The sequence below is a fragment of the Actinomadura violacea genome (genome assembly GCF_017573465.1).
Classification (GTDB): domain Bacteria; phylum Actinomycetota; class Actinomycetes; order Streptosporangiales; family Streptosporangiaceae; genus Spirillospora; species Spirillospora violacea.
In genome coordinates, this window is sequence record NZ_JAGEPF010000050.1 from 1 (window position 1) to 16,039 (window position 16,039).

Here is a 16,039-nt window from a genome sequence, read left to right on the forward strand (position 1 = left end):
GCGTCGACGGCGCGGCGGTCGGCCTGCTCGGCCTGACCCCGCGCGCGCTGCACCTCGCCCCACGCGGCCGCGGCGTCGCGCTGCGCCGACTCCTTCTCCGCCTGGATCGCCGCCACCTGCGAGGCGGACTCGTTCTGCGCCTCGGTGATGCGGCGCTCGGCGTCGACGGCGCGGCGGTCGGCCTGCTCGGCCTGACCCCGCGCGCGCTGCACCTCGCCCCACGCGGCCGCGGCGTCGCGCTGCGCCGACTCCTTCTCCGCCTGGATCGCCGCCACCTGCGAGGCGGTCTCGCTCTGCGCCTCGGTGACCTTGCGCTCGCCGGCGGCGAGCGCGTCGCCGATGAGGTCGGCCATCTGGCGCAGCCGCTCGACGATGTCCCAGGGCTGGGCCTCGGGCTGCTCGCCCGCCGGGCCTCCGGCGTCGGCGACCCGGCCCGGCAGAGCCGGCTGGTCGGGCTTGGCCATCTGGATCGGCTGCTGGGCGGCAGGCACGGGCACGTCGGACCCGCGGCCCGGGTCACGCCCCATCGCGGGCCAGGGAGAACCCGCGTCCGGGACTCCGCGCGAACCACCCGATCCGTTCAGCTCACTCACTGGTCTCCTCGCCTCAAGGCCCGGAGACGGCCGAGCGGAGCGCCGGGACGCCCGCTCGGGTCGCTGCAGTTCCTCGCCTCGCGGCTCGTCACTTCGCTCTCACGTCTCCTCGCCGACGGCTCCGTCCGGGGGCCGTGTTCCGCGGGGGCTGTCATGGACATGGCGCTCGCGTCACTCCTCGCCCGAGGGCTCGTCGCTCCGCTCACTGAAGGCACTCTAGTGCCGACCAGCGGAACGTTTGCCCAGTTTGGGGTTTAGTTTCGTGCTCGCCTCTCGGTGCGGACGGGGGCCGGGCGCCTGGTCACACCCGGTGCGGGCCCCCTCCCGCACCCCCAACGGTGCCACGGGTCACACCGCGCCGCGCGGGAAAGCGCGGAGCCGGTCGCCGGATGCGATGATTCCGCACCATGGAGCTTCGCACCCTGTATCCGCCGATCGAGCCCTACGACTCAGGGCTGCTCGACGTCGGCGACGGCAACCAGATCTTCTGGGAGGTCTGCGGGAACCCGGACGGCAAGCCGGCGGTGATGCTGCACGGCGGCCCGGGCGGCGGGTGCAGCGCGGCGCACCGCCGGCAGTTCGACCCCGAGCGGTACCGGATCGTGCTGTTCGACCAGCGCAACTGCGGCCGGAGCCTGCCGCACGCCAAGGACCCGGACGTCTCGCTGGACGGCAACACCACCTGGAACCTCGTCGCCGACATGGAGCGGCTGCGCGAGCACCTCGGCATCGAGCGGTGGCTGGTGTTCGGCGGGAGCTGGGGCAGCGCGCTGGCGCTGGCGTACGCGCAGACGCATCCGGAGCGGGTCACCGAGATGGTGCTGCGGGGCATCTTCACGCTGCGCCCGTTCGAGCTGTACTGGTTCTACCAGGAGGGCGCGTCGCTCATCTTCCCCGACCTGTGGGAGAAGTACATCGAGCCGATCCCGGAGGACGAGCGCGAGGACCTCATGTCCGCCTTCAACGAGCGGCTCAACTCCCCCGACCGGGACGTGCGGGTCGCCGCGGCGAAGGCGTGGGCGACCTGGGAGGGCTCGACGCTGACGCTGCGCCCGGACCCGGAGCTGGCGGAGGGGTTCGGCGAGCCGGACTACGCGGTGGCGTTCGCGCGGATCGAGAACCACTACTTCGTGAACGAGGGGTTCTTCGAGGACGAGCAGCTGATCCGGGACGTGGACAAGATCCGGCACATCCCGGCGGTGATCGTGCAGGGCCGCTACGACGTGTGCACGCCGGCGGCGACGGCGTGGGACCTGCACCGCGCGTGGCCGGAGGCGGAGTTCCACATCGTGGACGACGCGGGGCACGCCTACAGCGAGCCGGGGATCCTGCACCGCCTCGTCGAGGCGACCGACCGTTTCGCGCAGACCGGCTGAGCCTTGAGCGCGGATCGGCCGGACCTTTAGCGCGGACCGGACGGACCCGTCGAGCGGCGGTCCGGCCGGTCCCCGGTATCGGACGCGCCCTAATCGCGTCCTCCGTACGACCGGAACGAGGCCGGGATTCCGCGTCCGCGCGGGGTCCCGGCGGCGGCCACGAGGGCCTCCGGACGGGTTCAATCCTTACGCGGCCGCTAACCCTGCTTTACCCGGCGGCAAGGCTGCCTCCCCCTTGAAAGTGAGGTGAGGGGGCTCACAGGGCCCGCCTCGCACGCCTCGGCCCACATCCGCCCCACGGCCCCGGGCGAGGGCACGACCTCCCGTGATGCGACGTGACGCCGACCGCAGCCTTCCCGTTGTCACCGATTCCAAGTGACTTACCTCACACAACCGATACACAAAAACGCCGTGCCCCCGGGCGCCGAACATTAAGGTGGCGTTCAGGAAGGCGCGCCGCGCGGGCGCCCGCGAAGGCGCCAGTACCTCCTGCGTATCGCTGGAAATGGCACGCCGCGGCCATGAGAACGGTCGGCCGAAAACATCCGGAATTTGGCAAGCGTGCTGCCATACCCGCTGCTCGCCGGGCTAAACATCCTGACGATAACATTACGGAACGATCACTCGGCGAGATTCGCTAAGTTGCCTGGACATGGCACCGCAACACCTGGAATCACAGACCCGACGCCCCGATCCGGACGAGACGACCGCGGACGTGCAACTCCAGGAGCCGAGCCTCACCGACGGCCCCGAACTGTGGCGGATCGCCCGCGACTCCAAGGTCCTGGACGTCAATTCGCCGTACAGCTACGCGCTCTGGTGCCGCGACTTCGCCGACACCTCGGTGGTGGCCCGCGACGGCGGCCGCGCCTGCGGTTTCGTCACCGGCTACGTCCGCCCGTCCCGCCCCGACACCTTCTTCGTGTGGCAGGTGGCGGTTGACCAGGCGCATCGCGGGCAGGGTTTGGCTCGCCGCATGCTGGACCGCCTCGGCGACCGGCTGACGGCCCGCGGGCACCGGTACATGGAAGCGACCGTGACCCCTGACAACAAGGCCTCGGAGGCGATGTTCGCCTCATTCGCCCGGGACCGCGGCTGCGCGCTGACCCGCGAGCCGCTCTTCGAAGCCGAGCACTTCCCGGGCGGCGGGCACGAGCCCGAGGTGCTGTTCCGGATCGGCCCGCTCGGCGCCGCCACCTGACCCGCGGCCGGCGGGACCGCCGCCGGCCGGCTTCCGCTCCGACTCCGCTCCGAGTCCGCCTCGAGTCCGCCCGACCGCACGCATCCGACCGGTGCCGGCCGGCACCGCATTCGCCCGAACCGCTCCCACCCCCGACCTGCCGGAGGCAGAACATGGACGTTTTCGCTCGTATGGAATCGGAAGTCCGCGGCTACTGCAGGAGTTGGCCGGCGGTGTTCCGCACGGCCCAGGGCTCCCACATCACCGATGAGAACGGCCGGACCTACCTCGATTTCTTCGCCGGCGCGGGAACGCTGAACTACGGGCACAACAACCCGCAGCTGAAACGCCGGCTGATGGACTATCTCGCGAGCGACGCCATTGTCCACAGCCTCGACATGTACACCACCGCCAAGCGGGACTTCCTGGAACGATTCAACGAGTACGTGCTCGAGCCGCGCGGGCTCGACTACAAGGTCCAGTTCCCCGGCCCGGCGGGCAACAACTCGGTCGAGGCGGCGCTGAAACTGGCCCGCAAGTACACCGGCCGGGAGACCGTCGTCAGCTTCACCAACGCCTTCCACGGCATGACGCTCGGCGCGCTCGCCGTCACCGGCAACTCGATGAAGCGCACCGGCGCCGGCGTGCCGCTCGGGCACGGCGTCGCGATGCCCTACGACAACTACCTCGACGGCCGCACGCCCGACTTCCTGCTGTTCGAGACGATGCTGGACGACAGCGGCAGCGGCCTGGACAAGCCCGCCGCCGTGATCGTCGAGACCGTGCAGGGCGAGGGCGGCATCAACGTCGCCACCGCCGACTGGCTGCGCGGCCTGCAGGACCTCTGCCGCCGCCAGGACATCCTGCTCATCGTCGACGACGTGCAGATGGGCTGCGGCCGCACCGGCCCCTTCTTCAGCTTCGAGGAGGCCGGGATCACCCCGGACATCGTCTGCCTGTCCAAGTCCCTCAGCGGCTACGGGCTGCCGTTCGCGATCACGCTGATGAAGCGCGAGCTGGACGTGTGGGAGCCCGGCGAGCACAACGGCACCTTCCGCGGCTTCAACCCCGCGTTCGTCACCGCCGTCGCCGCGCTGGAGGACTACTGGACCGGCCAGGGCATGGAGAAGCAGACCCTCGCCAAGGGCCAGCAGGTCCAGACGGCGCTGGAGGAGATCGCCGTCGCGCACGCCGGCGCGATCGACACCGTCCGCGGCCGCGGCCTCGCGTGGGGCCTGGTCATGAAGGACCCGGAGACCGCGCCGCAGGTGTGCGCCGAGGCGTTCTCCCGCGGGCTGCTGATGGAGACCTCCGGCCCCGAGGGCGAGGTCGTCAAGCTGCTCCCGCCGCTCACCACGACCGAGACCGAGCTGGCGCACGGCCTGGAGATCATCGCCGAGTCGGTCGACGCCGTCCGCACCAAGGTGTCGGTCTGACCCGGCCGCCGGGCCGTACCGCCGCCGCGTAACACACCGGAAATGAGGAAGTCATGATCGTTCGCTCCCTTGACGAGATCATCGGCACCGAGCGCGACGTGGAGGCACCGACCTGGTGCAGCCGCCGCCTCGTGCTGGCCAAGGAGGGCGTGGGGTTCTCGCTGCACGAGACGATCCTGTACGCGGGGACCGAGACGAAGATGTGGTACGCGAACCACATCGAGGCCGTCTACTGCATCGATGGCGAGGGCGAGCTCACCAACGATGAGACGGGCGAGAAGCACGACATCAGGCCGGGCGTGATGTACCTGCTCGACGGGCACGAGCACCACACCCTGCGCGCCCACACGGACGTGAAGACCGTGTGCGTGTTCAACCCGCCCTGCACCGGCCGGGAGGTCCATGACGAGAACGGGGTCTATCCGCTGCTCACCGAGGAGGACGCATGAGCATCATCGAGTCGCATCCGTCGATCGACGACGCCTACCCCACCCGCAAGGCCGCCGAAGCGGCGCTGCTGTACCGGCAGGACCCGGTCGTGTACGGCGGCCCCGGCGACGGCCCCATCGACGCCGCCACCCTGGACTCCTTCGAACGCGACGGCTTCCTGTCCGTCGAGCAGCTGATCGCGCCGGAGGAGGTCGAGGACTACCGCGCCGAGCTGCGCCGGCTGGCCTCCGACCCGCAGATCCTGGCCGACGAGCGCACGGTCACCGAGCGCGGCTCGGACGAGGTCCGCTCCATCTTCGAGGTGCACAAGATCAGCGAGGTGTTCGGCCGGCTGGTCCGCGACCCGCGCGTGGTCGGCCGCGCCCGCCAGCTGCTCGGCTCCGACGTCTACGTGCACCAGAGCCGGGTCAACTACAAGCCGGGGTTCACCGGCAAGGACTTCTACTGGCACTCCGACTTCGAGACCTGGCACGCCGAGGACGGCATGCCGAGGATGCGCGCGGTGAGCATTTCCATCGCGCTCACGGAGAATTTCGTGCACAATGGCGGGCTAATGATCATGCCCGGATCGCACAAGACCTTCGTGGCCTGTGTCGGGGAGACCCCGGCCGACCACTACAAGGAGTCGCTGCGCGGGCAGGAGATCGGCACCCCCGACCCGAACAGCCTGTCGATCCTGGCCGACAAGCACGGGATCGAGCTGTTCACCGGGCCCGCGGGCTCGGCCACCATGTTCGACTGCAACTGCATGCACGGCTCGAACGGGAACATCACCCCGTTCCCCCGCTCCAACGTGTTCGTCGTGTTCAACAGCGTGGAGAACACGTGCGTCGAGCCGTTCTCGGCCCCGGCGCCGCGCCCGCCGTTCATCGGGGCCCGCGACTTCACCCCCGTCAGCGACTGACCCGGCGCCACGCACCCCGCTCCCAACTGGATACCCCCGACGACGGACCCCGCGCCCGCGGGGGGCCACTCCACGGCCCCCCGCGGGCGCGGGCCACCCCCCATCCCTGCAGGAGTTCAACGATGACTTCCTCGAGACGCGACTTCCTCCGCACCGCCGTTCTGCTGTCCGCCGCGGTCCCCCTCGCGGCGGCGGGCTGCTCCACGACGGATCCGGACAAGGAGGTCTCCGGCGGCGGCACGCTCGACAAGGCCAAGAAGGCCGGCAAGATCACCGTCGGCTTCGCCAACGAGGCCCCCTACGGCTACACCGACAAGGACGGCAAGCTGACCGGCGAGGCGCCGGAGCTGGCCCGCGTCATCTTCAAGAAGCTCGGCATCGACAAGGTCGAGGGCGTGCAGGTCGACTTCGCCGGCCTGATCGGCGGCCTCAACGCCAAGCGGTTCGACGCGATCGCCGCCGGCATGTTCATCACGCCCGAGCGCTGCGCGTCCGCGGCGTTCGCCAACCCCGAGTACGTCGCCAAGAGCGCGTTCATGGTGCCGAAGGGCAACCCGAAGAACCTCAAGAGCCAGAACGACCCGGCGAAGGCGGGCGTGACGGTCGGCGTGCTGACCGGCGCCGTCGAGGAGGGCTACGCGCAGAAGAGCGGCGTGAGCAAGAGCAAGATCAAGACGTTCCAGGACCAGGCCAGCGCCTACGAGGGCCTGAAGTCCGGGCGCATCGACTGCATCTGGCTGACCCGCATCTCGCTGGCGGACCTGCTGTCCAAGCACCAGGACGGCAAGTACGAGGTGACCGAGGCGTTCACGCCCGTCATCGACGGCAAGGAGCAGCTCGGCGCCGGCGCGTTCGTGTTCCGCAAGGCCGACTCCGACCTGCTGAACGCCTGGAACACCCAGCTCGCCGCGCTGGAGAAGGGCAACCAGCTGCTGCCCGTCGTGCAGAAGTTCGGGTTCACCCAGGCGGAGATGCCGACCCCGGACGACACCGCCGCCAAGTTCTGCAAGGGCTGACCTGTGTCCGTCGTCTTCGACAGCCACGAGCAGTGGCTGAAGGGCGCGTGGCTGACCGTTCAGCTCACCGTGTACGGCTGCGCACTGGCGCTGGTGCTCGCCCTGGTCTTCGGCCTGGCGGGCACCTCCCGCCACGTCTGGATGCGGGCGCTGAACCGGGTCTACGTCGAGTTCTTCCGCGGCACCGCGACGCTCGTCCTGCTGTACTGGTTCTTCTACGCGCTGCCCCTGGTCGGCGTGCAGATCGACTCCAAGATGACCTGCGCGGTCCTCGCGCTCGGCCTCAACGTCGGCGCGTACGGCGCCGAGGTCGTGCGCGGCTCGATCCTGTCGGTGCCCAAGGCGCAGTTCGAGGCGACCATCGCCCTGAACTTCACGCCGTTCCAGCGGATGCGGCGCGTCCTGCTGCCGCAGGCGTTCGCGCTGATGCTGCCGCCGTTCGGCAACCTCGTCATCGAGCTGATGAAGGGCACCGCGATCGTGTACACGATCGGCCTGGTCGACCTGACGAAGGTGTCGAAGAACATCCAGGGCTTCTCCGGTGACACCATCGGGCCGTTCACCGCCGTCCTGGTGCTCTACTTCGTCATCGCGCAGGTCCTGCAGCTGTTCGTGCGCTACGCCGAACGGCGGGTGGACCGGATGCTCGGGCGCCGCCCGTCCCGCGATCCGTCCCTGTCGGCCGTCGCCGCCGGCGCACCGGGTGCGGGGGTGGCCGGCTGATGCAGTGGGACTGGAACTACACCTGGGACATCCTCCCCGACCTGCTGCGCGGGCTGCGCACCACCGTCCTCGCGACGATCTTCGGCTACCTCATCGCGCTGGTGCTCGGCATGGTGTGGACGCTGCTGCGCCGCTCCCCGAGCCGGGTCTTCAACGGCGCAGTCCGCTGGGTCACCGAGTTCATCCGGTCGACGCCGCTGATCCCGCAGCTGTTCTTCGTCTACTACGTGCTGCCGGCGTGGGGGCTGACCATCGGCCCCCTCACCGCCGGGATCATCACCCTCGGGATCCACTACTCCACCTACACCGCCGAGGTGTACCGGGCGGGGATCGCCGACATCCCCCGCGGCCAGTGGGAGGCGTGCACCGCGCTGAACCTGCCGCGGTCGCGGGTGTGGCTGGACGTCGTCCTGCCGCAGGCGATCCGCCGGGTGATCCCGACGCTGGGCAACTACCTGATCGCGATGTTCAAGGACTCGCCCCAGCTGCTGGTGATCCAGGTGACGGAGATGCTGCTCGCGGCGTACAAGGCCGGCACCGAGAGCTACCACATGCTCGAGCCGATCACGCTCGTCGGCGTGCTGTTCATCATCGTCAGCGTCATTTCCTCGATTCTCGTCCGCCGCCTGGAGAGGCGTTATGCCACCAACTGACACCGCACCGGAAGCCCCCACCCCCGAGGAGTCGGAGGACGCCGCCGCCCCCGCGGAGGGCGTCTCGACCGAGAAGAAGGGCGCCCGCAAGGAGGACGGCGACGGCGCGGCGGCCGCGCTGCCGCATGGCGACGCCCCCGGCATCCGCTTCGAGAAGGTCGTCAAGCGGTTCGGCTCCAACGTCGTCCTGCGCGAGCTGGACTTCGCCGTCGAGCCCGGCGAGCGGGTGACGCTGATCGGGCCGAGCGGATCGGGCAAGACCACGATCCTGCGGCTGCTGATGACGCTGGAGAAGCTCGACGACGGCGTGATCTGGATCGGCGACGACACGCTCTGGCACATGGACAAGGGCGGCCGGCGCGTCCCGGCGAACCAGAAGCACCTGCACGAGATGCGCAAGCAGGTCGGCATGGTGTTCCAGCAGTTCAACCTGTTCCCGAACATGAACGTGCTCCGCAACCTCACCGAGGGGCCGGTGCGCGTGCTCGGGGCGTCCAAGGACGAGGCGGTCGAGCGCGCCCGCGGCCTGCTGGACATGGTCGGGCTCGCCGACAAGGAGAACGCGCACCCCTCGCAGCTGTCCGGCGGGCAGCAGCAGCGGGTCGCGATCGCGCGGGCGCTCGCCATGCAGCCGAAGGTGCTGCTGCTCGACGAGGTCACCTCCGCGCTCGACCCGGAACTGGTCGTCGGCGTGCAGGACCTGCTGCGCGACATCGCCCGCGAGAGCGACCTGACGATGCTGTGCGTCACGCACGAGATGAACTTCGCCAGGGACATCTCCAACCGGGTCCTGATGTTCGACCAGGGCCAGATCGTCGAGGAGGGCCCGCCGGACCGCATCTTCGGCGAGCCGGCCGAGCAGCGGACCCGCGAGTTCCTCCAGGCGGTCCTGGCCTCTTAAGCAGGACCCCCGGCAGGGTCTAGTCTCGACTCGTTCGACACCGCCCGCGTCCCCGTCGCCCCGGGGCCGCGGGCGGTATTTATGCAATCCCGGCCCAGCGGCCTCGCCTGGCGGCTCGGCCGCTGACCGTGCTTGGGCGAGCGCGACCTCGCTTCGCGAGCTTCCCGGCGGGGGCTCGCCTTCGGCTTCGCCCCCGCCGGTCAGATAACGCGCTCGCGCGGTGGTCGAGGTTGTCGATCCTGGCCTCCCGGTCGCCGGCGCGGGTCAGGGGGTGCCGGGCCAGGCTGCCGCGATCAGGTCCGTCCAGCGGAGTTCGGGGACGGGGGCGCCGGCCTGGCGGGCCAGTTCGTACGGGAGCGAGCCCAGCGGGGCCTTGGCGGGGTCGCGGGCGACCTGGCCGACGATGATCTCGGTGAGGCCGCAGCCCGGTTCGAGGCGGGGGAACGCGGCGTGCGCGCGCTCGGCGACGCCGGCGGGGAGGCGCTCGGCGCCCAGGCCGGCGACGTCCGCGCCGGTGCCGGCGTGGGTGAGGGCGGTCTCGGGGCGCATGCGGTGGGCGATGCCCTGGCTGGTGTGCAGGGCGATGGCCTCCCAGACGACGCGGACCCGCGCGCCGTCGAGGCCGTTCGCGGTGAGGAACTCGGCGGCGAGGTCGGCGCCGTCCACCTCGAAGCGGTGGCCGCCGTTCCCCCGCTCGGTCAGCCCGAGGTCGTGCAGGACGCTCGCGAGGAACAGCGCCTCGTCGTCGTAGTCGGCGCCGGCACGGAGCCCGCCCGCCTCGCCGAGGGCGCGGCCGAACAGGTAGGTGCGGACGCTGTGGTGCGCGAGCGCCGGCGTCCCGGTGGCGAAGACCAGGTCGTACGCCCTGCGGGTCAGGTCGGTGTCGGGCAGCGAGAACTCGGCGAAACGGTCGGACACGGAGGCTCCTTCGCGGTGGTGCGCTGAACGCCATCGATCGTCCGATGCCGGGCGGGAGACCGGCCAGTGTCCGGAGTGCCGATGTGCGCTACGTTCTGGCCATGGCCGAACCTCATGTCGTCGCGGTGCTCGCGCTGGACGGGGTCGTGCCGTTCGACCTGGCGACGCCGGGCCAGGTGTTCGGGACGACGACCACGGCCGAGGGCGTCCCGCTCTACGACGTCCGGGTCTGCACGCCGCCGGGCGGCGCGCGCACCTCCGCCGCGCTCGGCCGGATGCGGGTGGACGCCCCGTACGGCCTGGACGCGTTCGCGGCGGCGGACACGATCGTCGTCCCCGGCCACGAGGGGGTCGCCGACGCTCCGCCCGGCGAGGTCCTGGACGCGCTGCGGTCCGCGGCGGACCGGGGCGCGCGGATCGCGTCGATCTGCGTCGGCGCGTTCGTCCTGGCCGCGGCGGGCCTGCTGGACGGGCACCGCGCGACGACGCACTGGCACTACGCGCGCGCTCTGGCGCGGCGCTATCCGCGGGTGGAGGTGGACCCGACCGTGCTGTACGTCGACAACGGGCAGGTGCTCACGTCGGCGGGCGTCGCGGCGGGCGTCGACCTGTGCCTGCACGTCGTCCGCCGCGACCACGGCTCGGCGACGGCGGCGCGCACGGCCCGGCGGATCGTCATGCCGCCGCAGCGCGACGGCGGCCAGGCGCAGTTCATCCGGCACGACGAGCCGCCGGACGGCGGGGCGGCGCTGCAGCCGACGCTGGCCTGGCTGGAGGAGAACCTGCACCGTCCGCTGCCGCTGGAGGAGATCGCGCGGCAGGCGTCGTGCAGCGTCCGGACGCTGACGCGGCGGTTCCGGGAGCAGGCCGGGACGACGCCGCAGCAGTGGCTGTCGCACGCGCGGGTGCGCCGCGCCCAGCAGCTGCTGGAGGACACCGACCTGCCGGTCGAGCGGGTGGCGGCCGCGGCGGGGTTCGGGTCGCCGGTGACGCTGCGCGCGCACTTCGCCCGCCGGGTCGGCGCGTCGCCGCTGGCCTACCGGGGCGCGTTCCGCGCGCGCTCGGAGTGATCCTCCGCCCCGCCGCCCCGCCTACCGAATGCTGTTCGGTACCGTGGCGGTGACGATGCGGGGAGGGATGCGACGAATGAGCGCTGCGATCGCCGGGCTGGGAATGACGGAGCTCGGCAGGGTGTACGGGCGCAGCCCGCGGCGGCTGGCGGCCGACGCGGTGCGGCTCGCCGCGGCCGACGCCGGCCTCGGCCTGGAGGACCTGGACGGCCTGCTGGTCAGCCACGGCATGGGCGGCTCGCCCGGGATCGAGCTGGCCGACACGCTCGGCCTGCGCGACCTGCGGCTGCTGACCCAGATGAACGCCTTCGGCGCCACCGCCGGGGCCATGGTCGCGCACGCCGCGATGTCGGTGCTGAGCGGCGCCGCGACCACGGTCGCGTGCGTGTTCGCCGACGCGCCGCTGAAGCCGAAGCAGTCGGCGGGCTCGGCCTACAACCGCAGCGCCCGCGAATGGTACGGGTACGGCGGGATGACGGCGGCGCTCGGGCTGCGCAGCGTCAACTCCTTCTACGCGCTCGCCGCTCAGCGCCACATGTCCCGGTACGGGACGACGAGCGAGCAACTCGGCGCGATCGCGGTGTCGACCCGGGAATGGGCGTCCCGCAACCCGCTCGCGCAGATGCGCGAGCCGATCACGATCGCCGACCACCAGGCGTCCCGGTGGGTGTCGGAGCCGCTGCACCTGCTGGACTGCTGCCTGGTCTCCAACGGCGCCATCGCGGTGATCGTGACCAGCGCCGACCGGGCCCGCGACCTCGCCCGCCCGCCCGTCCACCTGTGGGGCTGGGGGCAGGGCCACCCGGGGCACCGCAAGGAGCGCGGCAGCGACTTCGGGCTGACCACCGGCGCCGTCTCCTCCGGCGCGACCGCGATGAAGATGGCCGGGATCACCCCGCCCGACGTGGACGTGTGCGAGCTGTACGACTGCTACACCTACACGGTCCTGGTGTCGCTGGAGGACTACGGGTTCTGCGCCAAGGGCGAGGGCGGCGCGTTCGCCGCGTCCGGCGCGCTCGGCCCCGGCGGGTCGCTGCCCACCAACACCGGCGGCGGGCAGCTGTCGGCGTACTACATGTGGGGCTTCACGCCGCTGTCGGAGGCCGTGATCCAGGCGCGCGGCGACGGCGGGGAGCGGCAGGCGCCGCGCAACGACGTCGTCCTCGTCAGCGGGAACGGCGGCATCCTCGACCACCACTCCACCCTGATCGTCAGCCCGCACCCGAAGGGAGCCTGACCGATGGAGATCGGCGTTCTGCGGCGCGACGGGCGCACCGACCCGTTCTTCGACGGCACCGCCGCCGGCAAGCTCGTGATCAAGCGCTGCGAGGCGTGCGACCGCTGGTACGCGCCGGACGCGGGCGGCTGCCCCGAGTGCGGCGAGGAGGACCTGGCCTGGGCGGACGCGAGCGGCGAGGCGGTCCTGGTCACCTGGACGGCCACCCACGGCCGGCCCGCCGAGGACGGCACCGTCCCGCCGCCGGTGCACCTCGCGCTCGTCGAGCTCGCCGAAGGGCCGTGGATGTACGCGCGGCTGGCCGGCGTCACCGGCGATGACCTGCGCGAAGGGCTGCCGCTGCGGGCCTCGTTCGAGCACCCGGACGAGGGCGAGTCCTACGTGCTGTTCCGCCCGGTCGGCTGACCGTCGCGAGCCCTGGACCGAATGGCGTTCGGTCCATTAGCGTCGGGGCCATGAACACCGAGGTCTGCGCCACGTTCGGGATCGAGTTCCCGCTGTTCGCCTTCAGCCACTGCCGCGACGTCGTCGCCGCCGTCACCAACGCCGGCGGCTTCGGCGTCCTCGGCGCCGTCGCCTACACCCCCGACCGGCTGGAGGAGGAGCTGCGCTGGATCGACGACCACGTCGGCGGCCGCCCCTACGGCGTCGACGTGCTCGTCCCCGCCAAGATCGACGAGTCCGCGGAGCGCGCCGGCCGCGGCGAGGGCGGCCTCGCCACCATGCTCGCCGCGGTCCCGCAGGAGCACTGGGACTTCCTCATCGGCCTGTTCACCAAGTACGACGTCCCGCTGCCCGACTTCGAGAAGGCCAAGAAGTCCAACACGCGCGGCGGCACCCAGGTCACCAAGGAGGGCGCCACCGAGCTGATCGACGTGTCCCTCGCGCACCCGATCGGCCTCATCGCCAGCGCCCTCGGCACCCCGCCGCCGGTCATGGTGGACAAGGCCAAGGCCGCCGGGATCCCCGTCGCCGCGCTCGTCGGGACGTCCGAGCACGCGCGCCGCCAGGTCGCCGCCGGCGTCGACCTCGTCATCGCGCAGGGCGGCGAGGCCGGCGGGCACACCGGCGAGATCTCCACGATGGTCCTCGTCCCCGAGGTCGTCGACACCGTCGCGCCGGTGCCCGTCCTCGCCGCCGGCGGCATCGCCACCGGCCGCCAGATGGCCGCCGCGCTCGCCCTCGGCGCGTCCGGCGTGTGGTGCGGCTCGGTGTGGCTGACCACCGAGGAGGCCGAGACGGCGCCCGCCGTCAAGGAGAAGATGCTCGCCGCCACGTCCCGCGACACCATCCGGTCGCGGTCGCGCACCGGCAAGCCCGCCCGCCAGCTCCGGTCCGCGTGGACCGAGGAGTGGGAGGGGCCGGACAGCCCCGGCCCGCTCGGCATGCCGCTGCAGATGATCGTCGCCGAGGGCGCCATGCGGCAGATCACGAAGGTGGCCGAGTCCGGCAACCCGGGCGCCCGCGCGCTCGCCAACTACTTCGTCGGCCAGTGCGTCGGCCTGATGAACACCGTCAAGCCCGCCCGCCAGGTCGTCTACGACATGGTCGAGGAGTTCGCCGGCGCCGTCGACCGCCTCAACACCATCACCTCCGCCGACTGACGCGGCGCTGGGCGGGCGCCTCGACGACGAGCCGGTCGTTCTCGACGGTGACGGCGGTGCCGAACCCGGCGCAGGCGGCGGTGAACCGGTCGAAGATCCAGGCGCGGTCGGCGGGGCCGGCGAGGCGGGTGCGCGCGAAGTCCACGCGGAGCGGGACGGCCTCGACGCGGGACGGCCCGCCGCGTCCGAGGGTGACCAGGAACAGCAGCCCCAGGTCGTTGCGGAGCAGGTCCGACACGACGTAGTCGTCGATGAAGTCGCCCATGTCGAACAGCACCGGCCAGGCGACGCCGTGGAAGACGTGCGCGGAGCTTCCCGCGACGAGCGAGGCGCCCGCGTCCACCAGGTCCTTCGCGGCCCGCCGGATGTAGCGGAGCGGTTCGCCGGTCATGTTCGGGCCCCAGTGCGGCATGACCAGGACGGCGTCGTTGTCGCGGGCCAGCGCGCGGATCTCCTCGGCCGGCCAGGCGGGGACGCCGTGTCCGAGGTCGGCGAGCGCGACGCCCGGACGGTCCGGGCCGGCGGCGAAGTCCGCGGGGTGGTCGGTGAAGCCGGCGACCGCGACGCGCAGGCCGCCGGCCTCCAGGACCGCCGGTTCGCGGGCCTCGGCGACGTCGCGTCCCGCGCCGACGCTGCGCACGCCCGCCCCCCGCAGGTGCTCGATGGTGTCCGCGAGGGCGTCCCGGCCGAAGTCGAGCGCGTGGTTGTTGGCGAGGGTCACGCAGTCGACGCCGAGATCGAGGAGCGCCTCGACGGCGTCCGGGGGCGCGCGGAAGTGGAACGGCTTGCCCGGCGCGTCCCACGGGCGCCCGCGGTCGGACACGCAGCATTCGAGGTTCAGCAGGGCGAGATCGGCTTCGTGGAAGGCGTCCCGGACGTCCCCGCCGAACAGGCCGTGCGGGCCGGACACGGCGATCTCCTCCGCCACGCCGCGTCCGAGCATCGTGTCTCCTGCGAGGGCCACTGTGACGGTCATCGTGCACCTCCCCCTTGGTCGTCCTACCCCGTCCTGGAGGACCGATTGTTCTGCGGGCCTCTCATGGAGGAGGCGCCTCCCCGCCGCCGCGGGGAGGCGCCTGGAACCGGAGGGGCCGTCAGCCGATGTGGAAGCCCGCGCCGACGCCGCCGCGGGCGTTCATGTCGGCGAGGATGCTGGTGATCGGCGTGAAGTGCTGCAGGCCGAACGCCGTGCCGGTCAGAGCCGTCCCGTTGACGACCGGGGAACCGGAGTCGCCCGGCGAGGTCCAGATCGCCGTCAGGTACCAGGGGCCGTCGGTGCCGAGGGTGATGCCGCAGGTGACGCCGGTGGTGTGACCCATCTTGCACATCCGGGTCCCGAAGCCGGGCACCTGGCCGATCGAGTCGATCGTCGTCGAGCCGTTGGGCGCGCTGACGGTCGCGGTGGGGGTGACCTTGGCCGGGTCCAGCTTGATGACCGCGTAGTCCAGCCCCTTCGGGCCTCCGGACAGGAGGTTGTTGGGCTCGCTGACGTAGGTGACCTTCCCGATCGGCCCGATCGCCATGGTGGCGTCGAAGTCGAAGGTGGCGGGGGCGTTGGCGGCGGGCGTGCCGGCCGGGGTGGTGTTGTCGTACACGGTGTCGCCCACCAGCTTGTTGCCGTCCGCGTCGAGGAAGCAGTGCGCGTTGGTCAGGCCCACGAGGTTGCCCTCGGCGTCATGGCCGATGGCCGTCAGCGTGCAGAGCTCGAAGGAGTAGCCGCCACCGGGAGTGACCTGCTTGAGCTGCTGGACGATCCCGGAGCCGCCGCCGATCGGCACGGGCGTGGCGGTGTCGGCGTGGGCGGGCAGGGCGGGCAGGGACAGGCCGGCGGCGAGGAGGGCGGCGGCGAGGGTCCTGCGGAGGGCGTTGGGCATCGGGCTCACTTCCGGGGGTTGGAGCGACCGGGACGCCACAAGCTAAACAAACGTCAATGTCTTTTTGAAGGTCGCTCGGTGTGACGGACCTCTCAACTCCGGGC

General features: G+C 71.7%; 17 protein-coding genes. 13 read left to right on the forward strand and 4 right to left on the reverse strand.

Annotated elements, in window-relative coordinates:
* Positions 1-497, reverse strand: a 497-nt coding sequence (locus J4709_RS49680; protein ID WP_372442248.1) for a hypothetical protein, incomplete at its 3' end; no start/stop codon positions are given.
* Between the two features lie 503 nt (positions 498-1,000).
* Between J4709_RS49680 and pip the strand changes: the two genes are divergently transcribed.
* The 9 genes from pip (at position 1,001) to ehuA (ending at position 9,232) form a co-directional block, all read left to right on the forward strand.
* On the forward strand, positions 1,001-1,969 hold the full coding sequence (gene pip / locus J4709_RS49685; protein ID WP_208252504.1) for a prolyl aminopeptidase: 969 nt from the start codon (positions 1,001-1,003) through the stop codon (positions 1,967-1,969).
* 652 nt (positions 1,970-2,621) lie between these two features.
* Entirely contained in the window at positions 2,622-3,170 is a 549-nt protein-coding gene (gene ectA, locus J4709_RS49690) for a diaminobutyrate acetyltransferase (protein ID WP_208252505.1), read from the forward strand.
* Positions 3,171-3,322: 152 nt separating this feature from the next.
* On the forward strand, positions 3,323-4,585 hold the full coding sequence (gene ectB, locus J4709_RS49695; RefSeq protein WP_208252506.1) for a diaminobutyrate--2-oxoglutarate transaminase: 1,263 nt from the start codon (positions 3,323-3,325) through the stop codon (positions 4,583-4,585).
* 53 nt (positions 4,586-4,638) lie between these two features.
* On the forward strand, positions 4,639-5,034 hold the full coding sequence (locus tag J4709_RS49700; RefSeq protein ID WP_208252507.1) for an ectoine synthase: 396 nt from the start codon (positions 4,639-4,641) through the stop codon (positions 5,032-5,034).
* Positions 5,031-5,939 (forward strand): ectoine hydroxylase, encoded by a 909-nt coding sequence (thpD, locus tag J4709_RS49705; protein WP_208252508.1) that lies wholly within the window; start codon positions 5,031-5,033, stop codon positions 5,937-5,939. The genes J4709_RS49700 and thpD overlap by 4 nt, the downstream gene beginning before the upstream one ends.
* Positions 5,940-6,061: 122 nt before the next feature.
* Positions 6,062-6,955: an ectoine/hydroxyectoine ABC transporter substrate-binding protein EhuB gene (gene ehuB, locus J4709_RS49710; protein ID WP_208252509.1), complete on the forward strand. Its 894-nt coding sequence runs from the start codon at positions 6,062-6,064 to the stop codon at positions 6,953-6,955.
* Between the two features lie 3 nt (positions 6,956-6,958).
* Positions 6,959-7,678 (forward strand): ectoine/hydroxyectoine ABC transporter permease subunit EhuC, encoded by a 720-nt coding sequence (gene ehuC / locus J4709_RS49715; protein WP_208252510.1) that lies wholly within the window; start codon positions 6,959-6,961, stop codon positions 7,676-7,678.
* Positions 7,678-8,331 (forward strand): ectoine/hydroxyectoine ABC transporter permease subunit EhuD, encoded by a 654-nt coding sequence (gene ehuD, locus J4709_RS49720; protein ID WP_208252511.1) that lies wholly within the window; start codon positions 7,678-7,680, stop codon positions 8,329-8,331. The genes ehuC and ehuD overlap by 1 nt, the downstream gene beginning before the upstream one ends.
* Positions 8,318-9,232, forward strand: a complete 915-nt coding sequence (gene ehuA, locus J4709_RS49725) for an ectoine/hydroxyectoine ABC transporter ATP-binding protein EhuA (RefSeq protein WP_208252512.1) — start codon at positions 8,318-8,320, stop codon at positions 9,230-9,232. The genes ehuD and ehuA overlap by 14 nt, the downstream gene beginning before the upstream one ends.
* Before the next feature lie 264 nt (positions 9,233-9,496).
* On the opposite strand, the gene J4709_RS49730 is transcribed toward ehuA, so the two are convergent.
* Positions 9,497-10,150, reverse strand: coding sequence for an HD domain-containing protein (locus J4709_RS49730; protein ID WP_208252513.1), 654 nt, complete (start codon positions 10,148-10,150; stop codon positions 9,497-9,499).
* Positions 10,151-10,251: 101 nt separating this feature from the next.
* Between J4709_RS49730 and J4709_RS49735 the strand changes: the two genes are divergently transcribed.
* The 4 genes from J4709_RS49735 to J4709_RS49750 all read left to right on the forward strand — a co-directional run bounded on the left by J4709_RS49735 (position 10,252) and on the right by J4709_RS49750 (position 14,061).
* Positions 10,252-11,220: a GlxA family transcriptional regulator gene (locus J4709_RS49735; protein ID WP_208252514.1), complete on the forward strand. Its 969-nt coding sequence runs from the start codon at positions 10,252-10,254 to the stop codon at positions 11,218-11,220.
* 76 nt (positions 11,221-11,296) lie between these two features.
* Positions 11,297-12,457 carry a thiolase family protein gene (locus J4709_RS49740; RefSeq protein WP_208252515.1) on the forward strand — a complete coding sequence of 387 codons (1,161 nt, stop codon included), beginning with the start codon at positions 11,297-11,299 and terminating at the stop codon, positions 12,455-12,457.
* A 3-nt stretch (positions 12,458-12,460) separates the two neighbouring features.
* Positions 12,461-12,862: a Zn-ribbon domain-containing OB-fold protein gene (locus J4709_RS49745; RefSeq protein WP_208252516.1), complete on the forward strand. Its 402-nt coding sequence runs from the start codon at positions 12,461-12,463 to the stop codon at positions 12,860-12,862.
* A 50-nt stretch (positions 12,863-12,912) separates the two neighbouring features.
* Entirely contained in the window at positions 12,913-14,061 is a 1,149-nt protein-coding gene (locus J4709_RS49750) for an NAD(P)H-dependent flavin oxidoreductase (RefSeq protein WP_208252517.1), read from the forward strand.
* Here J4709_RS49750 and J4709_RS49755 read toward each other — a convergent pair.
* Both J4709_RS49755 and J4709_RS49760 read right to left on the reverse strand, forming a co-directional pair.
* On the reverse strand, positions 14,045-15,037 hold the full coding sequence (locus J4709_RS49755) for a CapA family protein (RefSeq protein WP_208252518.1): 993 nt from the start codon (positions 15,035-15,037) through the stop codon (positions 14,045-14,047). The genes J4709_RS49750 and J4709_RS49755 overlap by 17 nt on opposite strands.
* A 118-nt stretch (positions 15,038-15,155) precedes the next feature.
* Positions 15,156-15,935, reverse strand: coding sequence for a trypsin-like peptidase domain-containing protein (locus J4709_RS49760; protein ID WP_208252519.1), 780 nt, complete (start codon positions 15,933-15,935; stop codon positions 15,156-15,158).
* Between the last annotated feature and the right edge of the window lie 104 nt (positions 15,936-16,039).